The following is a 13,327-nucleotide window of genomic DNA, read 5'->3' on the forward strand; positions in this document are numbered from 1 at the left end:
GCAACCCGCCGTGCGCCGCGAGCCGTTCGGGCGCGGCGCGTCCCCCGGGCGGCGCCGGGTAGGGCTCGGGGCAGCAGACGGACGGAGGGGACCGCCATGCCCGACCACTTCCCGGACACACCCGCACCGCCGACGCCGCCGACCCCGCCCACACCACCGTGGCCGGACGGCCAGCCGCCGGTGCTCGGCCACGCGGCCCGCAGCATCCCGAAGGCCACCCTCGTCCCGCTCCGGGTGGACGGCCCGCAGCGCGGCCCGGCCTTCGCCGGGCACGCCTACCTGCGCGGACTCGACCTGCGCCCCGGCGAAGTGGCCGCCGTCCGCGAGCAGGTGACGGCGGACCTGCCCTGGGAACTGCTCGCCGCCGGCGCCGCCGCCCCGGCCGATCGCACGCTGCGGGCCGCCGCCCTCGCCGCCCTCGCCGCCGTCGACGGCGCCGCGCTGCGCGCCCTCGGCGACGCGCTGGAGCGGGTGCGCCGGGCCGCGGGCACCGAGGAGGGCCTGGCGCTGGCCGCCCGGGCCGCCGCCGCGAACGCCGCCTACGACCACAACGCGGCCGTCACCCCGATCGGCATGATGAACCTGGAACGCCTGGAGATGGCCCCGGCCGGCATCGAGCGGGGCGAACTCGTCGCCACCATCCCGCTCGCGCCGCTGGAGGAGACGGCCGTCTCCCAGAAGGAGTGGTCCGTCACCTCCAAGGAGTTCAGCTCGATCGTCACCGACACGCTGGAGAACGTCAGCGAGACCGGCGTCACCGACAACACCGAACTCTCCCAGTCCACCACCAACCAGTTGCAGCACAGCAACCAGTTCAACGTCACCGGCACCGTCTCCGGCGGCATCCCGCTCATCTCCGGCTCCGTCACCTCAGGCATGACCAGCCAGAACTCCGACTCCCAGTCCGCCACCGACAGCCGCAAGCACGCGACCACGCTCACCCAGAAGGCCTCCTCCCGCACCAAGCAGGAGCACAAGGTCACCATCACGACGACCACCGTCACCGGCTCCTCGGAGACCACCACCCGCACGCTGAAGAACGCCAGCCCCACCGACCCGATCCGGATCGACTACTTCAGCATGATGCGCAAGTGGCGGGTCCGGCTCTACCGCTCCGGGCTGCGCCTCACCTACGACCTGGCGATCCCCGAACCGGCCGGCGCGCTGCGCGAGGCCTACGCGGAACTCGCCGCGCTGGAATCGAAGGTGGGGCCGTTCCAGTTCGACGTGCCGCACTCGGACATCACCGAGGAGGTCCGCCCCGGCGAGAGCCAGCCGCACTACCTGGTGCTCGCCGAGCGGTACGGCGCCGTGGTGCAGCTCGCCCCCGGCCCGCACCCGGACGTCCACGTCAACGCCACCGCGCCGAACAACGACGGCGCCGGCATCTACGACGCGCCGCCGCTCACCGTCCCGGACGGCTACTGGATCAAGAACCTCTGGTTCCAGTTCGCCTCCGAGAGCCGCACCGGCGACTACAACTACAACCTCAAGGTGCTCGGCAGCACCATCCCCGAGTGGAACGAGCCGTTCGGCTCCCACGGCCCGGTCGACCTCGCCGACCCGGCCAACGGCGCGCTGCTGCGGCACGCGGGCGGGCCGTCCGTGGTGAGCTTCCACCTGGTCAACAACCGGCAGACCTGGCTCAGCCTCACGGCCGTCGTCGAACCCACCGACGAGGCCCGGCGGCAGTGGCAGAACGGCGTCTGGTCGGCCCTGTTCAACGCCGCCCAGACCAAGTACTACGCCGAACAGCAGGACCTCGCCGCCCGCGCCGCCGCCCTGCGGGACCGGCTGAACGGCGTGGACACCCTCACGCTCCGGCGCGAGGAGAGCGACGAGGTCATGAAGGGCGTGCTGCGCTTCCTGCTCGGCGTGGACTACCACGTGATGCCGCAGGAGGTGGTCGACGCGTTCAAGGCCTCCGTCGGCAACGACCCCGACCGGCTGCGCCACGGCGCCGGCTTCCCCGGCGACGACACCGGCGGGATCGGGGTGAGCGCCGCGGCCTGGGCGGCCGTGCTCGGGCACGAGGCGGAGGTGGCCTTCATCAACCAGGCCATCGAGTGGGAGAACGTCGTCACCTTCCTCTACTCGTACTTCTGGGACGCGCCCGCCGCCTGGGGCTTCGTCAGCAGGATCACCCACCCCGACGCCAACCGGCAGGCCTTCCTGCGCGCGGGCAGCGCCCGGGTGGTGCTCACCGTGCGCAAGGGCTGGGAGGAGGCCTGGGTGCGCTTCGCCGAAGGCGGCTTCCACGGCGCCCCGCTGCCCGCCGACCACCCGTACCTCACCATCGCCCGGGAGATCGCCGCCTACGACGACCGGAACTACCCCGGCATCCCGCCGGCCAACCCCGGCAGCAGCGCGCTGCTGCTGGAGGACGAGGTGGTGACCACCTGCGCCGCCGCGGTCGAACCGGCCGCCGGGGGAGCGCCCGTCCTGGTGCCGGTGGCGTCCAGCGCGGGCTTCGAGGCGGACGCCGTCGTGCTCGTCGACGAGTACGACGACCGCCGGATCCAGGAGACCGCCCGGGTGGTGCGGGTCCCGGACGACGGGCGGCACCTGCTGCTGGCCGGCCTCACCCACCGCCACGACGGCACCCTGACACCGTTCCCGGTCCGCCGCCCGGGCCGGCGCGGCACCCTGATCGCCGAGTGGAACGAGTACACGCCGACCTCCGGCACCGACATCGCCGTCAGCAGCCCGCTCAAGGACATGTCGTGAGCTTCCTGCGCGACGAGGACGCCTGCCAACTGCTGGGCCCGCCACGCGCGGAGCCGCCCACGGTCTTCGAGTACCTGGCCGCCGAACTGTGGATCCGCCACCACTTCGGGACGGACTTCGAGGCCCGCCCCGGCGCGACCTGGGTGACCTTCCAGCTCGACCGGATCGGCGAGTGGTGGGGCACGCCCGGCCGGGGCAGGCTCGACCAGCAGGACGCGCTGCCCTACGCCAGGCTCACCCAGCAGCCGCCGGACCCGGTACTGCGGATGGTGCTCCAGGTGCTCTCCGAGGACCTGCGCAACGTCTTCCCGGCGGCGAAGGTCGAGGCGATCACCCGGATGCTCAAGGACCGGAGCACCCCGGCGGTCAAACTGGTCAAGGCGATCCGCGAGCTCACCCCCGGCGGGGCGCTCAAACCGGACATGCTCGGCATCCAGAACCACGTGCCGGAGCTGAGGCTGGAAGCCCTGGAGGTCGGCACCGAGGGCGGCGCCCTCGACACCTACCGCGAACTCCAGGGCAAGATCTCGGTGTTGCGGGACCCGTGCGGCCGGATGATCGGGAACCGGCTGGCCGTCATGCAGCAGACCGCCGTCAAGCAGCTGCCCGACACGGTGGTCGGCGCGGGCACCGACTGGCGGCTCGGCGCGGGGCTGATGGTGCTGCCGATGCCGCTCAACGTCACCGAGGCGAACGGGGAGACCTCCGTCGACTGGATCTGCTACTGGCCCACCAACCGGGCGGAGTTCAAGGACCACCCGCGGCCCGCGAACGGGCGCCCCGGCTACGACGGGCTGGTGCTCTACCACATCCACCGGGTGCCGCTGCGGTCGGTGCAACTGCCCGACAAGATCCGCGAGGCGATGCTCAGGCTGATCGCCGCCCGCCAGCGCGCCCGCACGCTGGGGCCGACGCTGCTCCCCGAACTGGCCACCGCGGTGCAGCGCGACCAGCGGCTGTTCACCCGTGAGGGCGAGCTGTTCCTGGCCGGGCTGGGCGCGGGTGCGCTGCTCGCGCTGGGCATCTGGGCGGCGGCCGGGGCGGGGCTGGTCGCCGGGCTGGCGACGGTGGCCAAGGGCGGGCTGGTGGCCGCGGCGGGCGCGCCCGAGGTGTTCGTCGGCGCGGTGGCGGGCGCGGCCCGGCTGGCGGACGAACTGTGGCCTGCGGTATCGCAGTTGGGGTACCTGCTGCCGGCGCGTTGAGCACGGCCGGGTCCGGCCCGGCCTGGCCCGGCCTGGCCCGGCCCGGCCCGGCCCGGACGGACCAGGACGGGCCGGGTTCGGCCGGCTCCGGGTCAGAGCAGCGGCAGTCGGCGGAGGAAGACGTCAGGGGCCTGGTTGGTGTCGCCCGGGACGAGGGTGCCGTCCTCGGAGGTGAACAGCACCGTGGTGCCGAGGGCGTCGACGAACGGCCGCTCCGAGGCGCCGGCGGTCTGCGAGCCGTCCGTCGCCACGCTGACCCGCTCGGTGCGGCCGGTCCACAGGTCGCGCCGGAAGACGTCCCCGGCGTTGTTGGTGTCCCCGGGCACCAGGTTCGCCGCGTCGGAATCGAAGTAGACCCAGCGGGCGTCGGCGGTGATCTGCGCGTGGTAGGAGTCGCCGGAGGTCTTCGTCCCCGGGAGCCCGGCGCTGACCAGGGTCTCGGTGCCCTCCTCCAAGTCGCGGACGTACACCTCGAAGTGGTGCCCCCAGGGGCCGTTGCCGTCCTGGAGCAGCGCCGAGTAGACGGCGTACCGGCCGTCCTGGCTGAGCGCCGGCGAGGCCGCCCCGCGGTAGCCGCCCGCCCCGTCGGTGCTCGCCAGGACGCTCTGCTCGGCGCGGAGGTCGCGGACGTAGAGGGGGTAGAAGCGGGGCTTGAGGATCGTCGGCTGGTCGTCGTGCCGGAAGGAGTCGCGGACGAACTCCTCGTCGGAAACGGCGTCGAGCTCGGCGGCGGCCTTCGCGGCGAGGGCGCCGGGCTTGTCCTGGCCGATGATGTTGGTGGCCTTGGAGATGAAGCCGACCGAGCCGCCGTCCCCGCTGATCACCGGCTCGGCGGAGGAGGCGTTCGCCTCGGTGCCGTCCGCGCCGACGCTGACCAGGCGGGTCCCGCCCGTCCGGCGGTCGGTGACGTAGATGTTGCCGCCTGTCCAGGTGACCGTGCCGGGGGCCAGGTCGGAGCGGTTGGACTGGTAGGCGACGTACCGGCCGTCCCAGCTGATCGACGGGTGGCCGGACTGCCGGCCGGCCTGCGGCTTGGCCGGGTCGTGGCCGGTGGACACCAGCTCGGTGGTCCCCGTCCAGCGGTCGTGGACGTAGACGTCCTCGAAGCCGAGGTTCCCGCCGGGGGCGAGGTTGGTGGCGTAGGAACTGAACGCCACGTAGCGGCCGTCGCCGCTGATCGTGGCGTCGAAGGAGTCGTCGGCCGCCTGGGCGCCGTCCGCGCCGGTGTTGGCCCGCTCGGTCCGGCCGGTCCACAGGTCCCGGACGAAGACGTCCGACTTGCCGTTGGTGTCGCCGGGCACCAGGTTGGCGGCCTTCGAGGTGAAGACGGCGAAGCGGCCGTCGGCGCTCAGACCGGCGGCGTACGAGGCGCCGTCGGGCTGCGCCTGGCCGAGCCCGACGGACACCCGTTCGGTGCGGCCGTGCGGCGCGTCCGCCTGGGCGGGCGTCGCCACCGTGACGGCGGCCAGCGCGGCCGCCGCCAGCGCGCCGGCCGCGCGCAGCAGGTGTGGTGCGGAACGTGTGCGGGTCATCTGGTCCCTCCCCTGGGTACGGCCGGCCGCGCCGAACTCCCCGGCGGCCGGCTCGTGGTGAGCCAACCGCCGGGTGCGGCGGGAGGTCAACGATGCCCGCCCGGGAGCGGCGGAATCGCGTCACCGCGAAGGGAGGGAGAGGGTGATGGATCGGGTGCACACGGCCTTTGCTAGCATCCGGCGGCAGAGGCGTCGGGCGGAGGGTACGGAGGGGTTGCGGGTGGAGGGTGCGGAGGGGGCGCGGGCGGAGGGCGGCAAGCAGGTGGAGGAGTCGGTCGAGGTCCGCTACACGCCGACGACCGCGGACTTCCGGGCGGCCTTCGCGGCCCGGGCCCGGGGCACGGCGGCGGGTCGACGGGCCCGGCGGTCGAGGTACCTGATCGCCTCCTGCGCCGCGGCCGGCGCGGTGCTGACCTCGGTCGCCGACCGGACGGTGGGACCGCCGGCCCTGGTGATGCTCGCGGTCGCGCTGCTGCTGGTGGTCGGACTGCCCTGGCTGCAACTGCGTCAGGTGCGGCGGATGGCGGCGGACAAGGGCGAGTTCCGGATCGTCCTCGGCGAGGCCGGGGTGACCGTCACCAACGCGGTGTCCAGCACCGAACTCGCCTGGCGGGAGCTTCCGTACTACCTGGAGACGCCCGAACTCTTCGTCCTGCTGGGCGGGGACGAGCAGACGCACGTGCTGACCCTGCTGCCCAAGCGCGGCACCGGCGACCCGGGCCGGCTCGGCGCGTTGATCGCCCGGCACGCCACGGTGCCCGCCCGGGGTTGAGGGACGGCGCCCCGGTTCGCCGCTGTCGGGGTGGGCGGTCATGGCGTGGGTTGTCGGTCGGGTCGGGCGGGCTGATGGTGTCGGTCGGGCTGGGCAGACTGGTCGAGGTGGCTTAGCTGGTCGCGCTGGTCGTAGCGCCAGAGCGCGGGCAGCGCGGCCGACAGGGCGGCGGTGCCGGCCAGGCAGAGCAGGCCGCCGGTGCGCAGCGCGACGCGGATGCCCTGCCGGGCGGCGAGACCGCCGGCCCGCAGGTCTCCGAGGGCGGGGCCGGCGGAGCCGATCAGCATCTCCAGACCGGCGGCACGGCCCCGAAGTTCGTCCGGAATGGACTGGTTCCAGATCGCGCTGCGGAAGGTGTCGCCGATCTGGTTGGCGCCGCCCGCGACGAGCAGGCAGAGCAGGACGGCCCACAGGCCGGGGGCGAACGAGGCCGCGGCCGTCGCCGCGCCGACGAGGGCGGCGCAGAGCAGCACCAGTCGGCCGTGCCGGTGCACCTGCTCGGTCCAGCCGCCGGTGGCGGCCGCGAGCAGGCCGCCCGCCGCAGCGGCCGAGTAGAGCAGGCCGAGCGCCCACACCGCGTCCAACTCCTGGGCGAGGAAGGGGAACAGTGCGGTCGGCAGGGCGCAGACGGTGGCCGCGAGATCCGCCAGGTAGGTGCCCAGCAGGTCGGGGCGGCGGGCCGCGTACCGGGCGCCGTCGACGAACTCCCGCAGCCGCGGTGCCTCGGCGTCCCGCTGTGAGGGGACGGGCCGGACCCGGGTGAGCAGGGCGATCGAGACCAGGAAGGTGCCGAGGTCGACCAGGTAGGCGGCCGGGACGCCGGCCGTGGCGATCAGCACTCCGGCGGTGGCCGGGCCGGCCAGCCCGGCGATGCTCCAGCGCAGCGAGAGCAGGTTGCCCGCCGCCACCAGCTGGTCGGGCGGCACCAGCCGGGGGATCATCGCCTCCGCCGAGGGCTGCTGGAGGCCCTGCAGTGCCGCTGCCAGTCCGGCGGCCGCGTACAGCGGCCAGAGCGCGGGGGTGCCGAGCAGCGCGTTGGCGAGCAGCAGGGCGCTCAGTGCGGCGAGTGCGAGTTCGGTGACCAGGGCGACGGTTCGGCGGTCGGCACGGTCGGCGAGGACGCCCCCGTAGAGGCCGAACACGATGGTCGGCAGGAGTTCGACGGCGCCGACCGCGCCCACGGCCAGCGGTGAACCGGTGAGGTCGGCGATCTGGAGCGGGATCGCCGTCATGGTGAGGACGGAGCCGAGCAGGGTGACGGTGCCGGCCGTCCAGGTGAGGCGGAAGTCGCGGGAGGACCGCCAGGGCGCGGTGTTCGGCAGCAGTCGGGACCGGGGGCGGTCCGTTCCGGAGGTCATGGGGTGGTGGTCCCTTCGGGCCGTCGACCATGACGGCTCTCCTTATCGCTGATAAATTCCAGCTCGGGAACTTAGCGGCGATAAGGTGGAGTGGGCAAGCGAATGACGGAGAGGCGGCCGGCGGTGGCACTGCAACGCGACGAGGTGGTGCGCACCGCGCTGCGCGTACTCGACGAGGAAGGCATCGACGGCCTGACCACCCGGCGGCTGGCCCGCGAACTCGGCGTCCAGTCACCCGCGTTGTACTGGCACTTCAAGAACAAGCGGGAACTGCTCGACCTGATGGCCGAGGCGATGCTCGCCGAGGCCCTCCCGGCCGACCGCAGCCCGGATCCGGAGCACTGGCCGGACTGGCTCGCCGCCGACGCCCGCGCCAAGCGCCACGCCCTGCTCGCCTACCGCGACGGCGCCCGGGTGCACGCCGGAACGCTGCCCACCGAAGACGAACTGCCCGCCGTTGAAGCCCAGTTGGACGCCCTCCGGCAGGCCGGCCTGCGGCCCCGCACCGCGCTGCGACTGCTGCTCACCATCGACCGCTACATCATGGGCTGGGTCACCGAGGAGCAGGCCTGGCGACAGGACGCCGCCGACCGCGCCCGGCCGCCCTTCCCGGACGAAGCCCTGCGCGACCTCCCGCTGCTGCGCGAGGCGGCCGACGTGCTGCGCATGACCGACCACGACGCCGACTTCGAGTACGGGCTGCGCGTCCTGATCGAGGGCTTCCGGGCCGAGATCGCGCGCGAGGCACTCGGGGCGGATGGGCTCGCGTGACCGTCATGACCACCCTGGGCCTGCTCAGGCTGCGGCGGGCCGGTGCCCACCGCTGGCGGACCTGGACCTCGCCCCGGTAGTCGAACTCCGCCACGGCGGGCAGCCGGATGGCCGCCCGGTCGTGGATACGCGGTCCTTTTGCGCCGGCACCGTACGGGATCCGCTGCCAGGCGTCGGCCGGGGATCTTCGCCGCGCGGCAGCGGTCCCGATACTCCGTCCAGGACCTGGGCAGGTGGAGCTCGCGGTCGACAAGGGCCCGCAGACGGAAAGCCCCCGCTACCCGCCTCCCGTGCGCGCGGTGACCAGGCCGGACTCGTAGGCCGCGATGACCGCCTGGGCGCGGTCCCGGACGTCGAGCTTGCCGAAGATGCTGGTGATGTAGTTCTTCACCGTCGACAGGCTGATGTCCAGGGCCCGGGCGATCTCGGTGTTGTCGTGGCCGGTGGCCATCAGCCGCCACACCTCGACCTCCCGGGGCGTCAGCCCGCCCGTGTCGGTGACCGGCGGCGGGGCGCCGACCGGGGCCCGGACGTAGGTGGAGATCAGCCGGGTGAGCAGGCGCGGGGCGACCACCGCCTCGCCGGCGTGGACGGTGCGGATCGCCGCGCCCAGTTCCTCCGGTGAGACGTCCTTGGGCAGGAACCCGTGGGCGCCGGCGCGCAGCGCGGCCACCACGTACTCGTCCATGTCGAAGGTGCTGAGGGCGAGGACTCGGCAGGAGGGGAGGGTGCGGGCCAGCTCCCGGGTCGCGCCGACCCCGTCGAGCACGGGCATCCGGATGTCCATCACCACGACGTCGGGGCGCAGCAGGCGGGCGGCGGTGACGGCCTGCTCCCCGTTCTCGGCCTCGCCCACCACCTCGAAGGACGGGTCGGGGGAGAGGATCAGGGACAGGCCGCGCCGCACCAGCGGCTGGTCGTCCGCGATGAGGACCCGGATACCCGGTGCCACCGCGCCCACCGGGCCGTCGTCGTTCGACCTCACCGGGTCGTCGTCGTGCGCGCCCACCGGGCCGCCGTCGTGCGCGCTCACCGGGCCGTCGCCGTTCCGTGCTGGACGGCCGCGTCGGCCGTCTCCTCCGGGGCCAGTGGCAGGTCGGCCAGGACGGCGAAGCCGCCCTCCGGACGTGGTCCGGTCCGCAGGGTGCCGCCGTGCAGGGCGACGCGCTCGCGCATGCCGATCAGGCCGTACCCGCTCCTGCCGCCGGCCGGCACCGCCTCCTGCGGTGCGGCGCCGCCCGTGCCCGCCGTGCTCCCGTCGTCGCGCACCTCGACGGTGACCCGGTCCGGACCGTACGTCAGGGTGACGGTCGCGCGGGCGGGCCCGGCGTGCTTGCGGGCGTTGGTGAGGCCCTCCTGGACGATCCGGAACACGGTCAGGCCGACGGTGGGCGGCAGCGGGCGGCGGGGCCCGTGGACGCCGAAGTCGGTCGGCAGGCCGGCCACCCGGGACTCGTCCACCAGCCGGCCGAGGTCCTCGGCCCCGGGCTGGGGCGAGGGCGGGGCGGTGTCCGGTTCGTCGCCGGCCCGCAGGACGTCCAGGAGCTGGCGCATCTCCCGCAGGGCCAGTCGCCCGGAGGACTCCAGGGTGACCAGGGCGTCCCGGACCACCTCCGGGTGGGCGAGGTTGGCCCGGGCGCCGCCGGCCATCAGCTGCATGGTGGTGATGTGGTGCGCCACGATGTCGTGCAACTCCCGTGCGATGCGGCGGCGTTCGTCGGCCACCGCGCGTTCGGCCAGCAGTTTGCGGTTGGCCGCGACCTCCCGCTGCCAGCGCGCCACGGCGAGGCCGGCGCCGGCCACGAGCAGGGTGGAGCAGGAGGTGCCGGCGAGCGCCTGCCAGGAGGGGACGCGCAGGTGGCTTTGGCTCAGCGTGGTCAGCACCGTCGTCGCCGCCGCGGCGGCCGCCGTCACCGGGGCGGGGCGGACCCGGGCGACCGAGTACAGGCCGACCATCAGGACGGCGCCGAAGTGGGTGCTCGCCGGTGTGGACAGGTCGATCGCGGCCTCGACGGCCAGGACCACGGCGAGCGCCGGCACCGGGTGGCGGCGCCGGACGAGCAGCGGCAGGGCCGACAGCGCGACGAGGAGCAGGCCCGGCGGGGTCACCCGGCGTACCCCGTCCATCTCGCTGAAGAGCAGGTAGTTGAGCAGGTCGAGCGTGCAGACGCAGGCGGCCACCAGCGCGTCGGCGTGGGTCCACGGCGCGCCGTCGGTCTCCGGCGGCGCGTCCGCCACCCCGCCGGGCCCCGGGCTCCCGCTCGCCCGGTGTGCCGGGTGTGCCGGGTCCGCCCCGAGTGCCGTGTCCATCGCGGGGCGCTGATGACCGCCCATGTCCGTTCCCCCTCCGTGCCCGGCCCGCGCCGCGCCTCACCGATGAGCCCTGACGCGCCACGAGCCACGAGCCACGAGCCACGAGCCCCGATGAGCCCTGACGAGCCCCGATGAGCCCGATCAGGCCCCGATCAGAGCCTGTTTCAGGCCCTGAACAGGCTCTGAACAGGCCCGATGACCCCATTCTGGCATCGGCCCACCCCGCCCCGGCATGGTCCCCACGGCCGATCACGGGGGCCGGACCAGGACCACGGTCCCGGGTCCGGGCCCGGCCGAGGAGTAGGGGCCCCGGTGCGGATCGTCCGTCGCAGGGACGTCCGCGGCCCACCCCGGGTGATGGTCTGGAACCCGGCCGGGAACCCCCGGAGCCGAGACCGACCTTGCGGACGCTCGCGTCCACCGCCGGAGGAAATCGTGATCCGCGCACTGACCGGATACTCCACCAGGAACCCGTGGAAGGTGATCACCCTCTGGGTGGTGCTGGGACTCTCCCTGGCCCTGCTGAGCCCGATGCTGCTCGCCCGCGTCACCCAGTCCCAGACCGGGGACTTCCTGCCCAAGAGCTACGACTCGGCCGCCGCGCTGCGGATCGCCGAGGAGAACTTCGGGATGAAGCCCGACGCCACCACGGTCACGGTGCTGGTCGCCAGGACCGACGGCCAGGCGCTCACCGCCGCCGACCAGCAGCGGGTCGAGGCCGAGGCGGCGAAGCTCGCCCAGCGCCGGGTCGTCATGCCCAGGAAGGACGACGAGCCGGCCTTCCTCGTCCCCGACCGGTCCCAGACCCCCCGGGTCGCCCCGGCCATGGTGGCGCCCGACCGCGGCTTCGAACTGCTCTCCGTCGAACTGACCGGCAACGCCGCGGCCGAGGGCGTCCAGGGCGTCTACCGGGCGTTCCGGGACGCCACCCGGGCCCAGTTCGCCGACGCCGGGATGCGCACCGGGTTCACCGGGGGACTGGCCGACGCCGTGGACACCGCCGACTCCCACCGCACCGCCGCGACGGTCGGCAGCGCGCTCGTCATGGGGCTGATCGTCCTGCTCAACGTGCTGGTGTTCCGCAGCGTGGCGGCGGCCCTGCTGCCGCTGCTCGCCGTCGCCATGATCGGCAGCGCGGCCGGCGGAGCCGTGGCCGTCGCCGCGACGCTGACCGGCCTCAAGCTCGACGCCGGCACCCCCGGGCTGGTCTCCGTGGTCCTGCTCGGCATCGGCGTCGACTACCTGCTCTTCCTGCTCTTCCGCTTCCGCGAGCACCTGCGGGCCCGGCCCGAGCAGCCCGCCCGCGAAGCCGCCGCCCAGGTGACCGCCCGGGTGGGCACCGCGATCACCTCGGCCGCGCTGACCATCGTCGCCGCCTTCGCCACCCTCGGCGTGGCCAGCTTCGGCCAGTTCCGCTCGCTCGGCCCGGCCATCGCCGTCGCCGTCCTGGTCATGCTGCTGGGCAGCCTCACCATGATGCCCGCCCTGCTCGCCGCCTGCGGCCGCGGCATGTTCTGGCCCTCCCGCAGCCTGCGCCGCCAGCCGGACGAGGGCTTCGCCGCCCGCTTCGGCACGCTCGTCGCCCGGCGGCCGCTGCCGATGCTGCTCGCCGCCCTCGCCCTGCTCGGCGCGCTGGCCGCCGGGATGACCGGGATCCGGATGGACTACGGCCTCGGCGGCGCCGGCGATCGGACCCCGGCCGCCGCCACCGCCGCCGAGATCTCCCGCACCCTGCCGGCCGGCGTCTCCGACCCGACGAGCGTCTACGTCGTCACCACGGACGGCACCACCCTCACCCCCGGCCGGCTCGACGGCCTCTCCCACGCCCTCACCCAGGTCGAGGGCGTCGGCAAGACGGGCGGCACCGTCCTCAACGGGGACCGGCGCGCCGCCCGGATCGACCTCTACCTGACCGCAGACCCGCAGAGCCGGCGCGCCCGCGACCTGGCCTCCGGCCCGGTCCGCGCCGCGGTCGCCGCCCACACACCCGCCGGGACCAGCGCCCACGTGGGCGGCACGGCGGCGATCTTCGCCGACATCTCCACCGCCGTCGACCACGACCTGGCGATCGTCTTCCCGGTCGCGGCCGCCCTGATCGCCCTGATCCTGCTGCTGCTCCTGCGCAGCCTGCTCGCCCCGCTGGTCCTGATGCTCTCGGTCGGGCTCGGCTTCGCCGCCACCCTCGGCGCCGCGACCCTGCTGTTCCAGCACGGGCTGGGCGAACCGGGCGTCAGCTTCACCCTCCCGCTGGTGCTGTTCCTGTTCGTCGTGGCGCTGGGCACCGACTACAACATCCTCATCACCGACCGGATCCGCGAGGAGATGCAGCGCCCCGGCCCGCCCCGCGCCGCCGTCGCCCGCGCCGTACGGCACACCACGCCCGCCATCGCCACGGCCGGCCTGGTCCTGGCCGGTTCCTTCGCGACCCTCGCCGCCACCCCGGGCAGCGAACAGGTCGCCTTCGCGCTGACGCTCGGCATCCTGCTCTCCGCCGTCGTCCTGTCCCTGGTCCTGGTGCCCGCCGTCGCCGCCCTGCTCGGCCGCGCCCTCTGGTGGCCGCTCCGCCCGGCCCGCCACCACCACCGGGCCGAGCCGGCCCCGGAGCCGTACCGCGTCCCGGTGCCCTGACCGGCGAGCCGTCAGTACTCCGGC

9 protein-coding genes are annotated in these 13,327 nt (G+C 74.4%); 5 read left to right on the forward strand and 4 right to left on the reverse strand.

Features of this window, described 5'->3' with window-relative positions:
• Positions 1-96: 96 nt before the first annotated feature.
• Both ACFWPI_RS11140 and ACFWPI_RS11145 read left to right on the forward strand, forming a co-directional pair.
• Complete coding sequence (locus tag ACFWPI_RS11140) at positions 97-2,727, forward strand: hypothetical protein (protein ID WP_380371145.1); 2,631 nt, start codon at positions 97-99, stop codon at positions 2,725-2,727.
• On the forward strand, positions 2,724-3,929 hold the full coding sequence (locus ACFWPI_RS11145; protein ID WP_363373022.1) for a hypothetical protein: 1,206 nt from the start codon (positions 2,724-2,726) through the stop codon (positions 3,927-3,929). Before ACFWPI_RS11140 ends, ACFWPI_RS11145 begins: the two co-directional genes overlap by 4 nt.
• Before the next feature lie 92 nt (positions 3,930-4,021).
• Here ACFWPI_RS11145 and ACFWPI_RS11150 read toward each other — a convergent pair whose 3' ends face one another.
• Positions 4,022-5,461 (reverse strand): hypothetical protein, encoded by a 1,440-nt coding sequence (locus ACFWPI_RS11150; RefSeq protein ID WP_380371141.1) that lies wholly within the window; start codon positions 5,459-5,461, stop codon positions 4,022-4,024.
• 220 nt (positions 5,462-5,681) lie between these two features.
• On the opposite strand from ACFWPI_RS11150, the gene ACFWPI_RS11155 reads away from it, so the two are divergent.
• Positions 5,682-6,233, forward strand: a complete 552-nt coding sequence (locus ACFWPI_RS11155) for a YcxB family protein (protein WP_380371138.1) — start codon at positions 5,682-5,684, stop codon at positions 6,231-6,233.
• 38 nt (positions 6,234-6,271) lie between these two features.
• Here the strand turns inward: ACFWPI_RS11155 and ACFWPI_RS11160 are convergent, their stop codons facing one another.
• A complete protein-coding gene (locus tag ACFWPI_RS11160) occupies positions 6,272-7,591 on the reverse strand; it encodes an MFS transporter (RefSeq protein WP_380371135.1) in 1,320 nt (439 codons plus the stop codon).
• Positions 7,592-7,714: 123 nt separating this feature from the next.
• Between ACFWPI_RS11160 and ACFWPI_RS11165 the strand changes: the two genes are divergently transcribed.
• The gene (locus ACFWPI_RS11165; protein ID WP_380371132.1) at positions 7,715-8,362 is read left to right on the forward strand and encodes a TetR/AcrR family transcriptional regulator C-terminal domain-containing protein; all 648 of its coding nucleotides are present in this window, start codon (positions 7,715-7,717) and stop codon (positions 8,360-8,362) included.
• Positions 8,363-8,639: 277 nt separating this feature from the next.
• Here the strand turns inward: ACFWPI_RS11165 and ACFWPI_RS11170 are convergent, their stop codons facing one another.
• Positions 8,640-9,347, reverse strand: a complete 708-nt coding sequence (locus ACFWPI_RS11170; protein ID WP_380371181.1) for a response regulator — start codon at positions 9,345-9,347, stop codon at positions 8,640-8,642.
• Positions 9,348-9,391: 44 nt separating this feature from the next.
• Positions 9,392-10,696, reverse strand: a complete 1,305-nt coding sequence (locus ACFWPI_RS11175; RefSeq protein ID WP_380371129.1) for a sensor histidine kinase — start codon at positions 10,694-10,696, stop codon at positions 9,392-9,394.
• 414 nt (positions 10,697-11,110) lie between these two features.
• Here ACFWPI_RS11175 and ACFWPI_RS11180 point away from each other — a divergent pair, with 414 nt between their 5' ends.
• Entirely contained in the window at positions 11,111-13,303 is a 2,193-nt protein-coding gene (locus ACFWPI_RS11180) for an MMPL family transporter (protein ID WP_380371127.1), read from the forward strand.
• Positions 13,304-13,327 lie beyond the last annotated feature (24 nt).

It is taken from the genome of Kitasatospora sp. NPDC058492 (assembly GCF_042720685.1).
Lineage (GTDB): Bacteria > Actinomycetota > Actinomycetes > Streptomycetales > Streptomycetaceae > Kitasatospora.

Coding starts and splice junctions, on each gene's coding strand:
- ACFWPI_RS11140 (WP_380371145.1), top strand. CDS start 97: ATGCCCGACCACTTCCCGGACACACCCGCACCGCCGACGCCGCCGACC.
- ACFWPI_RS11150 (WP_380371141.1), bottom strand. CDS start 5,461: ATGACCCGCACACGTTCCGCACCACACCTGCTGCGCGCGGCCGGCGCG.
- ACFWPI_RS11160 (WP_380371135.1), bottom strand. CDS start 7,591: ATGACCTCCGGAACGGACCGCCCCCGGTCCCGACTGCTGCCGAACACC.
- ACFWPI_RS11175 (WP_380371129.1), bottom strand. CDS start 10,696: ATGGGCGGTCATCAGCGCCCCGCGATGGACACGGCACTCGGGGCGGAC.